Here is a 17,193-nt window from a genome sequence, read left to right as displayed (position 1 = left end):
AAGAATCAATACCCTATCACCGCTTTTGATGGATATAGGTCAGCGCCAGCGCCATCGCCAATACCAGCCCTTTGATGATATCCATGGCATAATAAGGTACTGACAGCATCACCAGCCCGTTTTGTAATACACCCAAGATCACCGCACCAATTAAGGTGCCGAAAGCATTGGGTTTGCCAGAACCCGCCAAAGAGAAACCGATATACGCCGCCGCTACGGCATCCATTAGGTAGCCACCCCCGGCGTTCACTTGCGATGAACCAATCCGTGATGCCAACAGAATGCCACCCAGCGCCGCTAACAGTGAAGAGAGCACATAGGCCAGCACCCGATAACGCACGGTACGGATACCCGCCAATCGAGCGGCTTCTGGATTCCCCCCAATCGCATACATACGCCGACCATGTTTGGTTAGCGACAGATACAACTGCACTACAATTGTTACCGCCAACATTATCAGCACAATTACCGGTACTTGGCCCAGTGCTGAAAACATCTCAGGTATGACACCTTCCGCCATATCGCCGCTGGGTAACAACATATTTTGCGTGATAGATCCGCCATAGCTGTAGGTCATCGCCACGCCCTGAATCACAAATAGACTGGCAAGGGTGGCTAGCATGTCAGGGATCTTCAGTACCACGATCAGAAACGCGTTAAACAGACCGACCAAGGTACAAATCAAGAGCGTCAGAATAATGGCACCGGTGGTACCAAAACCGTACCAGACAAATAGCGATACCACGATGGCATTCGCCAGTGAGGCGGTTGAACCCACCGACAGATCAAAACCACCAATCGACAGCGAAATCGACACCCCAATGGCAATCACCGTCACGATGGCGATGGAGCGCAAAATATTGATAATATTGTTTGGATCGAGGAAGTTATCCGATGCCAAGCCAAATAACGCGATTAGCGCCACAACGGTGAGCAACATCCCCCATTTGTAGAGAAAATCAAAGAGCTGATGACGCCATGGTTGTGCGTCGGCTAGGGGGATTTCTTTGTTCACTGAGGGGTTCCTCCAGTAGAGAATAGTAATAATGTCTCTTCATCAACATCAGCGGCGTTCAGTTCGGCGACAATACGCCCATCCCACAACACACAGATGCGAGAGCATAAACCGACCAATTCTGAGAATTCACCGGATGCATAAATAATGCCTTTCCCACTCTGGGCTAAACCGTCAATCAGAGTGAACAGGTCTTGCTTGGCTTTGATGTCGACCCCTTTAGTCGGTTCATCAAAAATCAGTACCTGCGCATCACCGCGCAACCACTTGCCTATCGCCACTTTCTGCTGATTGCCTCCCGACAAGCGCGCGAGTTTCTGTTGCGGCGAAGAGGTGCGCACCCCAAGGCGCTGAATTAACGCTTTGGCCCAATTCAATTCCTGACGGCGGCTAAAAATACTCCAGCGGGAAAAACTGTCATCGGCGGCCACACTGAGATTCATCGGAATCCCTTCGTGGATAAAAATACCTTCTTTGCGCCGCTCTTCCGGTACCAATGCCAATCCTTGTGCGACAGATTGGTCGGGCGACCGTGGTTTCCAGGCTTTACCTTGTAATTCACCACTGTCGACACGGCTGGGTGTTGCGCCAAACAACGCTTTGCACAGTTCGGTTTTCCCCGCACCGGCTAACCCAGCAATGCCTAGGATCTCCCCTTCATGCAATGTCAGGGAAATATCACGCAATTTGTGTTGATCATGTAAACCACGTACTGCCAGCAGTGTTTTACGGCTGACCACCGCTCGCCGCGGGGGGAAAATATCATCTAGCGTATGGCCAAGCATTTTTTCCACAATCTGCTCGCCGCTTAGCTCACCCATGGCATCATGGCTCACACGCCGCCCATCACGTAACACTGTTAATTGATCGCAAATTTCGCGTAATTCATGGATGCGATGTGAAATGAAAACGATTGCCATGCCTTCCGATTGCAAGCGGCGGACTACGCGGAACAAGCGTGCGCTCTCTTCTTGATCCAGTGGTGCGGTGGGTTCATCTAAAATCAGGAAACGGCATTGGTGGGAAAGGGCGCGGGCTAATAACACCTGTTGTTTCTCTGCCAGCGTGCAGGATGCCAAACGTTGACGCACATTCAATTTAAGATCAAGTTGCCTGAGTAGCGCTTCTGCCTGACGGTAAAGCTGTGGCCAGTTAAACAGATGTCCCCGCTCCGCCAGCGTATCCAGCATAATATTTTCCGCCACAGACAGGGTGGGGATCAGCGCGACATCAACCTCTTGCTGAACCACATGGATACCCTGTTTTTTAGCTTGTCGGGGGGAATGAATATCTATCTGTTGGCCGTCAATATAGATCTCACCACGATAGTGACTGTGAGCGCCGGAAAGAATAGCCATCAAGGTTGATTTTCCAGCACCATTAGCACCGACCAGAGCATGGGTAGAACCACCTTCCAGTGTAAAATCAACTTGTTGCAGGGCATGAAATCCAGAAAACGAAATAGAGATATTACGCATCTCAAGGCGGGAGGAGTTAATACTGGACATAAATTTCTGTGACTGCCCTATAAAGTATATTGGCGACCTACCCTTTTTTGCTCTTCCGGGAAAGGTTTACGAATTCTCTCAGGCCAACTCACCGGAGAAACAGGCAGTCAATAATGCTGCTGATAGCTTTCTTTTTTAACACAGTTTCTATTATTCGCAACAAACTAAAGTACTTAAGGTATATCAAAAAATTATTAAACATTGCTGGCTTACCCCTTAAGATGAGAAAAACAGCGATAAGAATGTCATTCAAAAGGAACGGCGATGAGCACGAATGCAATCCGGGTACAGGTAGGCCCGGCCAACTATTTTTCTTTTCCGGGTGCTATCGACAAACTGAGTGAGTTCTATCCTCCGGCGGTACTGGATAAGGCACTGTGGATCTTCGGTGAACGCGCCTTGGCGGCAGCCAGTGATTACTTGCCCACCGCGTTCCACGGGCCACAAGCGGTGCGTGCTGCGTTTTCAACCCATTGCAGTGAGTCTACTGTTGCTGATTTAGTGAAAACGGCGGGCAATGACCGCCAGGTGGTGATCGGTATCGGCGGTGGGGCAGTATTGGATACCGCAAAAGTGGTGGCGCGTAAGCTGGGGTTGCCACTGGTCGCTATCCCGACTATCGCCGCAACCTGCGCCGCCTGGACGCCGCTATCCGTCTGGTATAGCGACGCTGGGCAGGCACTGAATTTTGAAATTTTCAATGACGCCAATCAGTTAGTATTAGTGGAACCGCGCATTATTTTACAGGCCCCAGTGGAATATCTGTTGGCGGGTATTGGCGATACGCTGGCGAAATGGTACGAAGCCGTGGTACTTAGCCCACAGCCGGAAACTTTATCGCTCACCGTTCGCCTTGGATTACAGGCTGCGTTGGATATTCGTAATGTGCTGCTAAAGCAAAGTGAGGCCGCGTTACAAGCGATTAAACAAGGTGAACTGACGCAAGACTTTCTGGATGTGGTGGATGCGATTATTGCCGGTGGGGGCATGGTCGGCGGGTTGGGGGAGCGTTATACCCGGGTCGCGGCGGCACATGCGGTACACAATGGCCTGACCCTGTTGCCACAAACAGAACATTTCCTGCACGGCACCAAAGTGGCTTACGGTATCTTGGTCCAGACAGCCCTGCTGGAGCAGGATGATGCATTGCAATCGCTGATTATTGCCTTTAACACATTAGGTTTGCCAACCCATTTAGCGGCGCTGGATGTTGATATCAATGACCGCGATGCTATTGAGCGGGTGATTGGCCGAATTCTGAAGCCGAGTGAGTCAATTCATTATCTGCCAATTGCATTGAATTCAGACAAACTGTGGGCGGCAATTGAGCGAGTAGAGATAGCGGCTCAACGCTGATAGCACGCGGGAATAGCCATTTAGATCAAACTGTCATAAGAATATTGTTTCAAGTGCTTTAACATCTTGTTTTTTGCTCTCAACTTAGGGCAAAATACGCGCCATGCAATAACCGACGTTTAAACGCGTCGGTTATTTTTTTGCATTCATGTTTTCACAAATAAAGAGGCCGGACAACGATCCGGATAGATAAACAGGTCCGCGAGCGATTATTCACATACTGAAATCGCCGTTATGAGGAAAGAAAGATGGGGCAATTATTCACACTGGCACCGGTGCCCACCGGTATGCGCTGCACATGCAGCGATTATGGCGCAGCAGGTATGGCAAATACCCGTTACTCCGCTCTCATTTCCCCACTTACGTATCCCAGGCAGATACGAAGTTTCCCCGTCACCTCTAACCTGTGCGCTACACTTGCGAATCGGGTTAAAGGTATGGGGAGGCTGAATCATGACGCATAACGCTACTGTTGCAGTCGGTACTAACCAAACGGGTACTAACAACCGCGTTCAACTCAGAAAAACACTGACACTGGTCCAAGTGGTGATGATGGGTCTGGCTTATTTACAGCCGATGACCATTTTCGATACTTTTGGCATTGTATCTGGCTTGACCGATGGTCATGTCGCGACCTCTTACGCCATTGCGTTGATTGCGGTGCTATTCACGGCAATCAGCTATGGCAAACTGGTTAAACGCTTCCCGTCTGCGGGGTCGGCGTATACGTACGCCCAGAAATCCATTAGCCCGAATGTTGGCTTTATGGTGGGTTGGTCATCACTGCTGGACTATCTGTTCATGCCGATGATTAATATTCTGTTGGCAAAAATTTACCTCGAAGCGATTTTCCCCGGTGTGCCATCGTGGATTTTTGTTGGCGCGTTGGTCAGCTTGATGACGCTGTTCAACCTGCGTGGTATCAACGTGGTAGCAAACCTGAACTCGGTTATTGTTGTGGTTCAGGTGGCTATCATGGTGGTCTTTATGGGGCTATTGATTCATGGCGTTTATCAGGGAGAAGGTGCGGGTACATTGGTTAGCCCACGCCCGTTCTATTCTGAAAATGCCCATTTGGTGCCAATGATAACCGGGGCCACGATACTGTGCTTCTCATTCTTGGGTTTCGACGGCATTAGTTCATTGTCTGAAGAAACCCCCAATGCCGGTAAAGTGATCCCGAAAGCGATTTTCTTGACTGCATTGATTGGCGGCGTGATCTTTATTGTGGTGTCTTATTTCTTACAGCTCTATTTCCCGGATATTTCGCGCTTCACTGATCCTGATGCGTCACAGCCGGAAATTATGCTGTTTGTTGCTGGCAAATTCTTCCAGTCAGTTATCTTGTGCTTCTCCTGTGTCACGGTATTGGCATCAGGAATGGCGGCACATGCTGGCGTTTCGCGCCTGCTGTATGTGATGGGTCGCGATGGGGTATTCCCAGAAAAAGTATTTGGTTACGTGCATCCGAAATGGCGGACTCCGGCAATCAACGTACTGTTAGTCGGTGGCGTGGCATTATCTGCTATTTCCTTTGATCTGGTGACGGCAACCGCATTGATTAACTTCGGTGCGCTGGTGGCCTTTACCTTCGTTAACCTGTCAGTGATTTCACAGTTCTATATCCGTGAACGCCGTAACAAAACGTTCAGGGACCATTTCAGCTACCTGGTTCTGCCAATGATTGGTGCAGGAACGGTGGGGGTGCTGTGGATGAATCTGGAAAGCAGTTCAATGACGCTGGGACTGGTGTGGGGCGCAATTGGTCTGGTTTATATGATCTGGAAAACCCGTGCTTTCCGCCAGGCACTGCCTCAGTTTAATGGCGAGCTGGCACAGTAATCGCATCTGATATTGCGCAATTGCTGACTAAAACGGAGCCTGATGGCTCCGTTTTCTATTGGATAACCGACTGTGATAACCCTAGCTTACCAAGCCTCTGGCATACTCAAACAGTGCTTTCAGCAGAGCTAACTTCTCTTTATCGTCTTCATACTGGTTATAGAATTGCTCCAGTTGCAGCACGTAGTCCTGCACTCTTTCAGGATTGAGGGCTTCGCGGCGATGCGCTAGCCAACGCTGTTGCTCACTGTCGGTTAGTGTATTGGGGTAATTACGGGCGCGGAAACGGAAAAATAGCGTTTCCAGCCGTGGATCTTGAAAGGTTAAATCCAGCGCGGGTAAGTTTTGCGGTTCAGTTTGTAAAATGATCTTCATTGTGGCGCGGTCGGCATCGCTGAAGAAGCCATTATACAGTTGTGCATCGACATCATCGGATACCGCAAAGGGTTCGGCTTCGGCGAACAGTGCCACCACTTTTTCGCGTACTTGCGGATTTTGCCGCAATAATTGCAAATTTTGCAGACAACGTTGGCGATCAATGCCCAAACGTTCAGCATTTTCTGGTAATAACGTTTTTGCAGGGGCCAGTACCGGGCATTTATTGATATGTACCAGTTTGAGTGGCACTGCTGCATCTTGAGTATTGAGTTTGTCGCGGCGGGTATACAGGCGCTCGCGCAGTGTATCGCTATCCAACGCCAGCAATGGCGACATATCACCGGCCAGATCACACATAATCACTGCATTTTTATTCTCAGGATGCCATGCCAACGGCGCAACCCAACTGGTATTACCCCGAGCTGCGCCAAACATGCCAGAGACATGAACCAGCGGCGTCATCTCAGCGATATCAATTAAGGCATTTATTTTATGCTTACTGCGGTGTTGATATAGATAGTCGAATAGGCGGGGTTGCGCCTGTTTGACCAATTTCGCCATCGCAATGGTGGCATGCACATCTGACATTGCATCATGGGCATGCAAATGCTCCACGCCATTGGCTTTGGTCAGGTGTTCGAGCTTGAAACTCGGCAGGCCATCTTCATTTTCCGGCCAGACAATACCTTCCGGGCGCAGGGCGTAACACGCCCGCATCACATCTAACAGATCCCAACGGGAATTCCCCCCTTGCCAGCTATAGGCATAGGGATCGTAAAAGTTGCGGTAGAAAATATTGCGACTGACTTCATCATCAAAACGAATATTGTTGTAACCGAGGATACAAGTGCCCGGCACATTGAAAGCCTGATGGATTTGGCGGGAAAACTCCGCCTCATTCACACCATTAGCTAAAGCGTGTTGTGGCGTGATACCGGTTATCATCACGGCCTCTGGCTGTGGCAAATAGTCATCGGCAGGTGCACAGTAAATGACCAGTGGTTCCTCGATAATATTGAAATCCAAATCGGTACGCACCCCGGCAAACTGCGCTGGCCGGTCCAATGCCGGGCGCTGACCAAAGGTTTCATAATCGTGAATGTAGAAAGTAGGTTGCTTATTTTTATCTGACATTATTCGGTTTAACCCTTTTTACTATGGTCATTCTTTAGTGATGATAACCGTTCTGGTGGTAAGCCGCAGTGACCAATGACGTGAGCGTTAGAATATCATTTCAGGTGCGCCGAGACGTTAGGATTTATTTTGACATACTTATGTTTCGCCAAAAGCATGTCGATCTAATGAGTATTTACCTACCGTTTACTCGGCTATTAATACAATTCGCCTACTAAATGATACTGTAGGACTCATGGTGAAAAAACTTCTGCTAACCGGCGCAACAGGGTTTCTGGGCGGGGCAGTGCTTGAAAAATTATTGTTGGCAGACGCCGATTTTAATTATTTACTATTAGTGCGGGCTACTACCCCGGAGCAGGGGCTAAGCCGCATCCGCGAGAATTTGGCGAAGTTTTATCTCCCTGCTCAGCGGCTAAATAAAATAAATATCGATCATATTTTATTAGGTGATCTGGCTGAACCGGATAGCTTTATTAATGATCCACGTATCGATGATGTAACTCATGTTATTAATTGTGCTGCTGTCGCGTCATTTGGTAATAACCCCTTAATCTGGAAAGTGAATGTAGACGGCACCTTGGCATTTGGCAAAAGAATGGCAAAAGTGGCAGGTTTACAGCGGTTTATCCACGTTGGTACCGCCATGTCATGCACACCTGATGCCGGAACGGTGGTGAGCGAGCAGGTATTATCTGCACAAGATGATGCGCATTTAGTGGAATATACCAAGTCCAAATCGGCCATTGAGCGGTTGCTGGCAGAGCAATGCCCAAGTTTACCGCTGGTATTAGCCCGGCCATCGATTGTCGTTGGGCATACCTGTTTGGGGTGCCAGCCCTCCAGCAGTATTTTCTGGGTATTTCGCATGGCACTAATGCTGCGTAAGTTTATGTGCTCATTAGATGACTATATAGACGTTATCCCGGTCGATTATTGCGCGGACGCGTTGCTGTGTATTTTGCTCCATCCCCACTTGACCGAAAATATTTATCATATTTCTGCTGGGGAACAAGACAGCGTCAGTTTTGCTGAAATTGATCAAGCCATGTCCTCGGCGGCACGGCAAAAACCGATGGGTACAGAGTATTGCCAGGTAGACTACGGTGCTCTGGTGCAGATGCGTAAGCAATTGAAAAATATTTTCGGCCCCTGTAATGAGCGCTTAATGCTCAAAGCCATGCGCTTATATGGCTCTTTTGCGGTGTTAAATGTGCGGTTCAGTAATGAGCGCCTGCTCAGTTTGGGTATGCCAAGATCACCACGCTTCACCGATTACATTGCCTGTTGTGTAGAGTCCAGCCATGGAATAACTATCCAGCAACAAATGGCGGTTGATTTTAAGTAAGTATCTCTCCCCGCGTGACGACAGTTTGCGTGATGGTTCACCAGCACGTGAGCGAGAGGTTGCCGCCGAGTTAAGTGAAATTGCGGCCGAACTGAAATCATTGATGTTGGCGGTAACGCAGGGGTAGCAGGTAGAAACGCCCATTTATGGCTATGTTTGGCTGAGTATGGAGCGAACCAAACAGCTTGAGGAACTCGACGATCTGATTAATATGACATTGCGCAGGTGATCTCTCGCCGCTAAAGGCAGATGAAATTTCTGTCTGGCGGGTAAAGCAGGTAAGATAAGCCAATGAATCTTGTCACCAGGTACGACAAAGCGGTATGGTGCAGGTAGCCTGGTCACCAGCAATTGAATTTGTGTAAAACTTAAGTGAAGGTGTAAAAATGGATAATGCAATTAAGCCGACTTTCCAGGACGTTTTGGAGTTTGTGCGTATGTTTCGTCGCAAAAACAAGTTGCAGCGTGAAATCGTTGATAACGAAAAGAAAATCCGTGATAACCAAAAACGCGTTCTGTTGCTCGATAACCTGAGTGATTACATCAAGCCAGGGATGAGTATTGAAGAAATTCAGGCCATTATCGCGGACATGCGTACTGCTTATGAAGATCGTGTTGATGATTACACCATCAAAAATGCCGATCTGTCTAAAGAACGTCGTGAATTGTCGAAAAAACTGAAAGCGATGGGCGAAGTTAAGTAACTTCACCACGGTTTAATAGCTTATTTTAACGCTATTAAGAGAAAGGCTGGCATTAATTGCCAGCCTTTTCTTTTGGCTAAAACGGCCTTAGCTTGACGGTTTGTTCTGCCGCAAGAAACTAAATGCCGGGATTTTCGCGCCTTTGACAAAGATAAACGCCAGCAGTAACGAGCCCCACAGCGCCATAGTGATATAACTACTGACACCCATGATATTCAACCCGCTTTCCAGCATTTGCAGCAGGAACAGCGCCAGTACAATGCCGAAAACTTTGCCAAATCCACCATCGGGATTTACCCCACCCAGTACGGTTGCCAAAATAGTGATCAGCAACAGCGACTCACCGTAGGATGCTTTGGCTGAGTTCAGTTTTGACATCATTAATAAGGCTGCTACCGCACACAGTAATGATGAAATCACATACACCCAAACCAGTGTGCGGCGCGTGTTAATCCCAGAGAAGAAGGTGGCCTTCTCATTAGAACCGGACAAATAGATTTGGCGACCTAGCGGCGTTTTAGCCAGAATTAGCCAGATGGTTAGCGCTACCGCGACGAACAGATAAAGTGGCACTGGCACACCGAGGAAGTTGCTGCGATCCAGTGCCAGTACATAGTTCGGGAAGTTTGAGATAGCCGAACCTTTGGAGATAAGCACGTTCACGCCTTTGAGCAATGTCATGATGCCCAAAGTGGCCAGAATAGGGGATACTCGCACCACCGAGATAAGTATCCCGTTGATAAGCCCCACAACCAATGCTACCGAGGCACCCGCCAATAACATCAACATCATTGAACTGAACGTTGGCGCAAGATGGGTGCAAACCCACGCCATCACCAGGGCACTGGCGTTAGCGGTAGCAATAATCGATAAGTTAATGCCACCGGTTAACATAGTAATCGCCATTGCCAGGGTTAATACCCCCGCGACAGGGATTTGCGAGGCGATGGATTGGAAGTTAGGCGCCGACCAAAATACCTGTGGAATAAAGAGGCTGAATCCCACGCCGACCAGCACCAGCAGGGTAACCAGCCAGCGTTCAGTATGATCACGTTGCGTTGTTTTCGACATGGTTATATCCCTACCTTATGGCGTTGGCCCCAGGCCGTCACACTGATACTAATGACAATCACCAGCCCGATAACCACGGTATGCCAGTACGACGAAATACTCAGTAAATTCAAACCATTTTGTAATATTGCCAGCAAAATCACGCCCAGCAACGTACCGGTTAGCGTCCCACGACCACCCACAATACTGGTACCGCCGAGCACCACAGCTGCCAGCACCGTTAGCTCATAACCCAGCAATGAATCAGGCGCGACGGTTAATACGGTATAAGACTGTACTACGCCGGCGATGCCGGACAAAAAGCCCATATAGCCATACACGAACAGTTGCAATTTGAGAATGCTAAACCCCATGCGTGACGCCGCTTCCTGATTGCCCCCTAAGGCATAGATTTGCCTGCCAATGCTGGTGCGGGTCATCAGTAGAGCGGTAACAATAATGGTAATTAGCAGCGTTAGAATAGGGAGCGACAGGCCGTAGTCATAACCATCGGCAGCGGTAAAGGCGAACAGCATTGGCCCGTGTTCAAACCATTCAGGGTAGCTATATAGCCAAACACCACGGCTGAGGTACAACAGTAAGCCATAGAAAATATTCAGTGTGGAAATAGTGATAATGATCGACGGCACGCGCAAGCGGTTAACCAGCAGCGCATTAATCAAGCCCAAAAGTAGGCCGATACCGCCAGCCAGCGCAAAAGCTACCGGGAAGTTGCCACCAAACTTCACAATTAATGTCACCATGACATATTGTGAAATAATGGTCATCGCAGGGAATGAAATATCAATGCCGCCAGAAATTAATACGATAAATAAGCCGCAGGCCAAGATGGTTAACATGGCATAGTTATTTATCAGATCATAAATATTGGCAAGGGTCAGAAAATCTGGGCTGGTGAATGCAAGATAAGTCGAAATAAGCAAAATAGTGAATGCCAGCATCACTTCATGGCGTTTTAGTTGTTCTTTATTGAATAAACCTGTTTTACCTGCCGCAGATTTATTAACTGCATGGGGATTAGCCATTTACTACCTCCGCAATGGCTGTTTCGCTGCTGTTACCCGGTAAAAATTCTTGTACCAGTCGCCCGGCCCGCATGACTAAAATACGGTGGCTATTGAAATAAGCTTCATCAATTTCATCGCATACCATTAACACGGCGATGCCGCGAGCGGCTAATGCATTGATAATATTATAGATACCGGCTTTGTTGGCGATATCTACGCCCACGGTGGGTGAGTCAAGGATCAAAATTTGTGGATCGGTTGCCAGCCATTTTGCGATGGCAATGCGTTGCGCATTGCCGCCAGACAGCGTATTGACCGGAAGGTCGCTGTTGCCGATTTTGATCGACAGGTGTTTCACCATATCCTCGACCAGAGTATCGACCCGCTCGGTACGCATCAGATGGAACACGTTTTTCAGGCGATGCAGAACCGTGGCACTGATATTGTCACGAATGGATTGTTCCATAATCAGCCCGGTGCTCATTCGGTCTTCAGATACATAACCGACTCCTGCCGCAATAGCATCACGGTTACTGTTGAAATACATCGGTTTATCGTTAATTCGGATGGTGCCTGACTCCGGTGAGGTCAAACCGAATAAACTAAGACACAGTTCAGTGCGGCCAGAACCGAGCAGGCCCACCAACGAGACAATCTCCCCCGGATGCAGCGTCAATGAGATGTTGTGATATTCGTTACTGCGACAAAGCTCCTCCACGGCCAGTACCGGTGGACGGGCGGCACTGTAGGGGGGTAGCACCTGAAAATCGAATTTCATGCCGGTCATCAGCCACGCCAGCCGCTGGTTGTCCACTTCGGCGGCCGGGTAAGTGCCAACCCAATCACCATCCTTTAGCACCGTGATGCGGTCTGATATCTCCAGCACTTCACTTAATCGGTGGCTGACAAATACCACGCAGATGTTGCGTGATTTCAGTTCATGCACCACACGCAATAAGCCGTTAACTTCTTGTCGGGTGAGGGAGGCGGTAGGTTCATCCATCACAATCAATCGGGCATCCTGTGCCAAGGCACGGCAAATAGCCACCAGTTGCTTCTGGGCGATGGGCAAATTCTCAACCAATTCATCCAAATTGAGATGCGCATCGATGCTACTTATCACCTGCTCAGCAGTGGCACGCATCTGGCGTTTGTCCACCCATAAGTGATGGTGATAGTGGTTCATGGCGATATTCTCAGCCACAGTCAGGTTCGGGAATAACGACAAGTCCTGATAAATCACTTGAATCCCTAACCGAACGGATTCAATAGGGGTCAGGCTTGAGTATGTTTTGCCATCAATGGTAATCGTGGCATCCGCATCGGGTTGATAGACACCAGAAATAATCTTGATCAGGGTGGATTTGCCACACCCGTTTTGCCCTGCGAGGCAATGGACTTCACCGGGTAACAGGGTCATGGCCACTTTATTTAGCGCTTTTACGCCATAAAAGGTCTTACTAACATTTTCCAGGGTAATAAATGGCTGCATATATCCTATATCCTTTTGATTCCTAATGAATTAATTGCGGGGCCAGACAGGGCGTCCAGCCCCGCAATAACTTAGTGAATCAATACAGTGAATCCACGTTGTCTTTGGTTACCCGTAATACATTGTGGAACTGGATCAGATGCTTATCTTGGTCAACTTCAGCTTTACCCACGCCAGGAATTTCCATACCTGACTCAATTTTTTCACCTTTCAGCACTTTGTTCGCAACGGCGGTTAATGCATAACCGGCAGAACCTGGGTCATAGGTCACGCCCATCGCGATATCACCGCTTTTAATCAGAGATGCCGCCTGTGAAGGGATCATCATACCGAAGACATGGACGTTGTTTTTCGCGCGTTTCTCTTTCACTGCACGGCCTGCACCGATCGGACCTTGCGAACCGAAGGCGACAATACCTTTCAGGTCACTGTGCGCTTTCATCAAATCGAGCGTGGTACGGCGTGAATCATCAATACTTTCGGCAACGGGCATACGGCTGGTTACCTCGAACATATCGGGGTAGTGCTCTTTCTGATATTTAACAAACAGATCGGCCCACAGATTATGTTGTGGCACGGTCAGGCTGCCGACATAAATCACATAACCGCCTTTACCGCCCATGGCTTTTGCCATCTCTTCCACGTTATCTGCTGCAAATTTGGCGTTATCGATGATTTCAATATCCCAGTTAGCACTTGGTTGCCCTGGAGATTCATTGGTTAACACCACAATACCGGCTTCACGGGCTTTCTTGAATACGGGCTCCAGCACATCGGCATCGTTAGGTACGATGCTGATAGCACTGACTTTTTTGGCAATTAAGTCTTCAATGATCTTAACCTGCTGTGGGGCATCGGTACTGGAAGGGCCAATTTGATAGGCTTTGATAGCCAGATCTTTACCGGCACGTTCCACACCTTCACCCATGCGGTTAAACCACGGCATACCGGCGATTTTGGAGATATTAACCACTTCTACTTCCTGTGCCAGCGCGCTGCCTGAGCACACCATCATGCTGAACAAGCTGGCCGCCAACAGGTTTTTCACACTCAATTTATTCATCTAAGGCTCCCGGAACTCATGTAGGTTGAGGTCGTTGCTATTTAAGGTATTGGTGCAATATTCAAAATGCTGTATTACATGAATTTTATTTATGTTTTTAAAAAAATGAAGATTTAACAGGAAACAGATTTTACATCTTCACTACATTTCCTGTAGGACGAATCTAATACCTTGATAGCAGTTTCCCCCATATACATGAATGCTATTTACATGGACAAAATAGCTGCATTCCCTGTTTGTGACTGGAGTCATGATTTTTGGGGGCAAGACAAAGAGAATTACATAGAAATGGTACGCGAAGAGGTAATAACAGCGATATTTTCATGGATATTCTGGTTCAGATGATTCACCACTTTTCGCTATCATGGCCTGATGCTGAATTACGGGTTAACGCACGCCACCGGGTACCATGGTTAACAGGTGCTGGCGTGGATAATGGCGGTTGATGTTGCGCTGCTGCAATTGCCAGTACACCTGCTCCACGTCATGACGTTGACGGTCAAGTAATAATCCAACCACACTGCCACTGTGGGCTACGTTCAACCCGTATAAATCCAACTCCTCCACCAGTTGCAGCAGGGCGGTAAAGTCTGGTTTTACCAGCAAACGCTGGCTGGCTTGCGCACTCAATGTGGTGGCCTGGCCCAGCAGTGAACAATCGCGGTGCTCGGCGGCTTGAGTAAACAGTTGCCATGCTCGCTCCAGCGAGGTGGCACTTGCCAGTAGCGCCGGTTGGCGATCACGGCGGTGGAAATCCTCAGTTTTAAGGAGCTGCGGGCTTTCCAGTAACAAAATATCTATCGCGGGCTGCCAGTCATAGGAGATTTGTGTTGCGGCAGTTTGGTGGTCAAACAGTGTCAGTTGCCGAAACAGCGTGCTGTCAGTGGGTTCTAACCGGACGCACAGTGTTGCCAGCGCAGCTTCGTTGAGTGTTTCACCGAGATGGCGGGCGGTTGCCAGTGCAGTGGCAGCGATATCGGCGGTACTGCTGGCAAGCCCTTTTGCTACCGGAATGGTGGAATCAAAACTGATGTGCAGGTCATTGACCCTTTCCGCAGGCTGGTCAAAATAGGCCAGTACCGACCGCAGCATCTGGCGCATGCGTGGGCGTTCATTCTTGCCCGGTACACCGTCGGTTACCGATACCGTACTAAACCAGTTGACCGGGCAGGAGATAAGCTTCTCACCACCCAGTATCCAGCCCTGAATCAGCTCACCACAAGAGGCCGGGCAACGGGCTTCAGCCATGACCAAAGATCTGCTGTAAGGCACTGATCAGCCGTTGGTTATCTGCTGCGCTTTTGATTGCCACACGGTAGTGGTTGCGGGTTAGACCGGGGTAATTCGCACAATGGCGAATCAATATATGATGCTGTAACAACGCATGTTGCAGATTAAGTTCAGGTTTAAGGCAGCGCAGGAAAATGTAATTGGCGCACCCTTGCCACACTTGCAACGCGGGCAGGGCGACTAAATGCTGATATAACCAAGGCCGCTGCTGCGCCAACCATTGATGCGTGGCTTGAATATAAGGTTGGTCGTCGAGAATAATCTCACCCGCCAGTGCGGCAAAAGCATTGATAGTCCAAGGCTCGCGTTGCTGTTTCATTTGCGCCAGCGCTGCCTGATCGCCACTGAGCAGATAGCCAAGGCGCAATCCCGGAATGGCAAAAAACTTGGTCAGTGAGCGCAACAAGTATAAGTGTGGGAAATCTGCTAATTGAGGGGTAAGCCCCGGCGCATCTGGCAAGAAATCGATAAAAGCTTCATCGATAATCAAAGCAATGTGGTGCTGATGGCAACACTGCACAATGGCTTGCAGCAATTTGGCATCCGGCATCAGGCCGGTCGGGTTGTTGGGTGTCGCCAGAAATAGGCAGTCTGGGCGCTGTTGGGCTAATAGCGCCAGTAGGCGTTCATCGGGCTGATAGCCATCTGCCTCACTCATCTGGTAATCATGAATCTGGCAGCCGACCCGTTGCAGGGCGCGGCGGTACTCAGCAAAGCCTGGTGTCAACAGCACCGCAGTGCGGGGTTGCAGATGCTGCACCACCGCGTAAATCAGCTCAGTAGCACCATTGCCCGCCATAATATTCTCTGGCAGGCAGTGGTGAGCGCGGGCCAACGCTGCGTGTAATTGGCGATACTCAACATCAGGATAGTGTTCGGCACGGGCCAATTGTTCGATAATCGCCGTTTTCAAGGATTCCGGCATGCCCAGCGGATTAATATTGGCACTGAAGTCAATGATATTGGCTGCATCTGTGCCGATTTTCAGTGCCATTTCCAGCACATTCCCACCATGCTCACTCATTGCTACTCTATTCCCCTATATAGCTTGTGTGTTTAGAGTACCATACCCTTCGCCCTTGATGCTGTAGGGTTGTTTGCTACGCACACTTACCCGAATCACTTACTTGTCGTTGACCCTATATGAATAAGCTCATCGGGATGCGTTTACTTGCTGCCTACCTACAACGCCAATGACGTTGGCTATATCAGCGAGGGAATAGCGTTTAGCGACAATAGCTCCGGCGTGAAGGCGAGCACATCCCGTAGGCGCACCACGTCACCAATAACAATCAGTGCCGGTGCCGATAAACCCTGTGCGGCAACCTGATCGGCTAATGTGAGCAGTGTGCCGCTGGCAACTTGCTGTTGCTGGTGGCTGGCGTACATCACCACGGCGGCAGGCGTTGTGGGGGCTTTCCCCCCGGCGACCAACTGCTGGCAAATGGTTGTCAGTTGTGTCATCCCCATTAGGATAATCAGCGTACCTTCCAGCTTGGCCAATGTTGCCCAGTCCTGTGGCTCATTGCCTTGGCGCAGATGGCCGGTTATCACATGAAAGCCTGAGGCATAATCACGATGTGTTACCGGAATACCCGCATAAGCCAGCCCGCCAATGGCAGAACTTATCCCTGGAACCACCTCAAACGGAATACCGGCCAACGCCAGTGTTTCAGCTTCTTCACCGCCACGGCCAAAGACATAAGGATCACCGCCTTTGAGCCGCACCACATTCAGCCCACGTTGAGCGCAATCAACCAGAATTTGATTGATCTCCGTTTGTGGTACCAAATGGTGGTTGGGGTTTTTGCCCACATTGATCATTTCACAACCATCAGGGGCTTCTGCCAGTAACTCAGCACACACCAAACGGTCATAGACCAGCGCATCAGCGCGACGAATAACATGTAATCCCTTCACCGTAATCAGCGCGGCATCCCCTGGCCCTGCGCCTACCAACCAAACTTTCCCACTTTTCATATTGC

Annotated in this window: 15 protein-coding genes and 1 pseudogene; 6 read left to right on the top strand and 10 right to left on the bottom strand. The window is 49.3% G+C overall.

Translation table 11 applies throughout. The features are described 5' to 3' along the window. Window positions 1-16: 16 nt before the first annotated feature. Both A6J67_RS17905 and A6J67_RS17900 read right to left on the bottom strand, forming a co-directional pair. Window positions 17-1,015: an ABC transporter permease gene (locus tag A6J67_RS17905; RefSeq protein WP_050072904.1), complete on the bottom strand. Its 999-nt coding sequence runs from the start codon at window positions 1,013-1,015 to the stop codon at window positions 17-19. Continuing rightward, the gene (locus tag A6J67_RS17900; protein WP_042569483.1) at window positions 1,012-2,523 is read right to left on the bottom strand and encodes a sugar ABC transporter ATP-binding protein; all 1,512 of its coding nucleotides are present in this window, start codon (window positions 2,521-2,523) and stop codon (window positions 1,012-1,014) included. Before A6J67_RS17900 ends, A6J67_RS17905 begins: the two co-directional genes overlap by 4 nt. 264 nt (window positions 2,524-2,787) lie before the next feature. On the opposite strand from A6J67_RS17900, the gene A6J67_RS17895 reads away from it, so the two are divergent. The 3 genes from A6J67_RS17895 to A6J67_RS17885 all read left to right on the top strand — a co-directional run bounded on the left by A6J67_RS17895 (window position 2,788) and on the right by A6J67_RS17885 (window position 5,721). Further along, window positions 2,788-3,879, top strand: coding sequence for an oxidoreductase (locus tag A6J67_RS17895; RefSeq protein ID WP_005187760.1), 1,092 nt, complete (start codon window positions 2,788-2,790; stop codon window positions 3,877-3,879). 248 nt (window positions 3,880-4,127) lie between these two features. Beyond that, window positions 4,128-4,343: a hypothetical protein gene (locus A6J67_RS23875; protein WP_032906857.1), complete on the top strand. Its 216-nt coding sequence runs from the start codon at window positions 4,128-4,130 to the stop codon at window positions 4,341-4,343. Further along, window positions 4,333-5,721, top strand: coding sequence for an APC family permease (locus tag A6J67_RS17885; protein WP_005187764.1), 1,389 nt, complete (start codon window positions 4,333-4,335; stop codon window positions 5,719-5,721). Before A6J67_RS23875 ends, A6J67_RS17885 begins: the two co-directional genes overlap by 11 nt. 81 nt (window positions 5,722-5,802) lie before the next feature. Here the strand turns inward: A6J67_RS17885 and sbcB are convergent, their stop codons facing one another. Further along, entirely contained in the window at window positions 5,803-7,233 is a 1,431-nt protein-coding gene (sbcB, locus tag A6J67_RS17880; RefSeq protein WP_005187767.1) for an exodeoxyribonuclease I, read from the bottom strand. Between the two features lie 238 nt (window positions 7,234-7,471). Here sbcB and A6J67_RS17875 point away from each other — a divergent pair, with 238 nt between their 5' ends. The 3 genes and pseudogenes from A6J67_RS17875 to tmaR all read left to right on the top strand — a co-directional run bounded on the left by A6J67_RS17875 (window position 7,472) and on the right by tmaR (window position 9,285). Beyond that, window positions 7,472-8,581 (top strand): SDR family oxidoreductase, encoded by a 1,110-nt coding sequence (locus A6J67_RS17875; protein WP_080608496.1) that lies wholly within the window; start codon window positions 7,472-7,474, stop codon window positions 8,579-8,581. Window positions 8,582-8,594: 13 nt separating this feature from the next. Then, window positions 8,595-8,810 (top strand): annotated as a pseudogene (locus A6J67_RS23970) (FUSC family protein); the annotation flags it as partial. Window positions 8,811-8,967: 157 nt separating this feature from the next. Beyond that, window positions 8,968-9,285 (top strand): PTS system regulator TmaR, encoded by a 318-nt coding sequence (gene tmaR / locus A6J67_RS17865; protein ID WP_005187773.1) that lies wholly within the window; start codon window positions 8,968-8,970, stop codon window positions 9,283-9,285. An 87-nt stretch (window positions 9,286-9,372) separates the two neighbouring features. On the opposite strand, the gene A6J67_RS17860 is transcribed toward tmaR, so the two are convergent. The 7 genes from A6J67_RS17860 to cobA all read right to left on the bottom strand — a co-directional run bounded on the left by A6J67_RS17860 (window position 9,373) and on the right by cobA (window position 17,188). Then, on the bottom strand, window positions 9,373-10,356 hold the full coding sequence (locus A6J67_RS17860) for an ABC transporter permease (RefSeq protein ID WP_050288015.1): 984 nt from the start codon (window positions 10,354-10,356) through the stop codon (window positions 9,373-9,375). Window positions 10,357-10,358: 2 nt separating this feature from the next. Beyond that, window positions 10,359-11,381 carry an ABC transporter permease gene (locus A6J67_RS17855; RefSeq protein ID WP_072088651.1) on the bottom strand — a complete coding sequence of 341 codons (1,023 nt, stop codon included), beginning with the start codon at window positions 11,379-11,381 and terminating at the stop codon, window positions 10,359-10,361. Continuing rightward, window positions 11,374-12,855 (bottom strand): sugar ABC transporter ATP-binding protein, encoded by a 1,482-nt coding sequence (locus A6J67_RS17850; protein ID WP_005187783.1) that lies wholly within the window; start codon window positions 12,853-12,855, stop codon window positions 11,374-11,376. Before A6J67_RS17850 ends, A6J67_RS17855 begins: the two co-directional genes overlap by 8 nt. A 79-nt stretch (window positions 12,856-12,934) precedes the next feature. Beyond that, the gene (locus A6J67_RS17845; protein ID WP_226715553.1) at window positions 12,935-13,870 is read right to left on the bottom strand and encodes an autoinducer 2 ABC transporter substrate-binding protein; all 936 of its coding nucleotides are present in this window, start codon (window positions 13,868-13,870) and stop codon (window positions 12,935-12,937) included. Between the two features lie 435 nt (window positions 13,871-14,305). Continuing rightward, window positions 14,306-15,166, bottom strand: coding sequence for a GHMP kinase (locus tag A6J67_RS17840; protein ID WP_050288014.1), 861 nt, complete (start codon window positions 15,164-15,166; stop codon window positions 14,306-14,308). Continuing rightward, window positions 15,159-16,232 carry a threonine-phosphate decarboxylase CobD gene (cobD, locus tag A6J67_RS17835; RefSeq protein ID WP_042569488.1) on the bottom strand — a complete coding sequence of 358 codons (1,074 nt, stop codon included), beginning with the start codon at window positions 16,230-16,232 and terminating at the stop codon, window positions 15,159-15,161. Before cobD ends, A6J67_RS17840 begins: the two co-directional genes overlap by 8 nt. Before the next feature lie 179 nt (window positions 16,233-16,411). Beyond that, window positions 16,412-17,188 (bottom strand): uroporphyrinogen-III C-methyltransferase, encoded by a 777-nt coding sequence (gene cobA, locus A6J67_RS17830; protein WP_005185279.1) that lies wholly within the window; start codon window positions 17,186-17,188, stop codon window positions 16,412-16,414. Window positions 17,189-17,193 lie beyond the last annotated feature (5 nt).

The sequence above is a fragment of the Yersinia sp. FDAARGOS_228 genome (assembly GCF_002073315.2).
In the GTDB taxonomy this organism is placed as follows: Bacteria; Pseudomonadota; Gammaproteobacteria; order Enterobacterales; family Enterobacteriaceae; genus Yersinia; species Yersinia intermedia.
This window is presented reverse-complemented; position numbering and strand designations above follow the sequence as displayed.

Bases quoted from the DNA above. Each gene is read 5' to 3' on its own strand.
- A6J67_RS17900 (WP_042569483.1), bottom strand. From the start codon at position 2,523: ATGTCCAGTATTAACTCCTCCCGCCTTGAGATGCGTAATATCTCTATT.
- A6J67_RS17895 (WP_005187760.1), top strand. From the start codon at position 2,788: ATGAGCACGAATGCAATCCGGGTACAGGTAGGCCCGGCCAACTATTTT.
- A6J67_RS23875 (WP_032906857.1), top strand. From the start codon at position 4,128: ATGGGGCAATTATTCACACTGGCACCGGTGCCCACCGGTATGCGCTGC.
- A6J67_RS17885 (WP_005187764.1), top strand. From the start codon at position 4,333: ATGACGCATAACGCTACTGTTGCAGTCGGTACTAACCAAACGGGTACT.
- sbcB (WP_005187767.1), bottom strand. From the start codon at position 7,233: ATGTCAGATAAAAATAAGCAACCTACTTTCTACATTCACGATTATGAA.
- tmaR (WP_005187773.1), top strand. From the start codon at position 8,968: ATGGATAATGCAATTAAGCCGACTTTCCAGGACGTTTTGGAGTTTGTG.
- A6J67_RS17860 (WP_050288015.1), bottom strand. From the start codon at position 10,356: ATGTCGAAAACAACGCAACGTGATCATACTGAACGCTGGCTGGTTACC.
- A6J67_RS17855 (WP_072088651.1), bottom strand. From the start codon at position 11,381: ATGGCTAATCCCCATGCAGTTAATAAATCTGCGGCAGGTAAAACAGGT.
- A6J67_RS17850 (WP_005187783.1), bottom strand. From the start codon at position 12,855: ATGCAGCCATTTATTACCCTGGAAAATGTTAGTAAGACCTTTTATGGC.
- A6J67_RS17845 (WP_226715553.1), bottom strand. From the start codon at position 13,870: ATGATGGTGTGCTCAGGCAGCGCGCTGGCACAGGAAGTAGAAGTGGTT.
- A6J67_RS17840 (WP_050288014.1), bottom strand. From the start codon at position 15,166: ATGGCTGAAGCCCGTTGCCCGGCCTCTTGTGGTGAGCTGATTCAGGGC.
- cobD (WP_042569488.1), bottom strand. From the start codon at position 16,232: ATGAGTGAGCATGGTGGGAATGTGCTGGAAATGGCACTGAAAATCGGC.
- cobA (WP_005185279.1), bottom strand. From the start codon at position 17,188: ATGAAAAGTGGGAAAGTTTGGTTGGTAGGCGCAGGGCCAGGGGATGCC.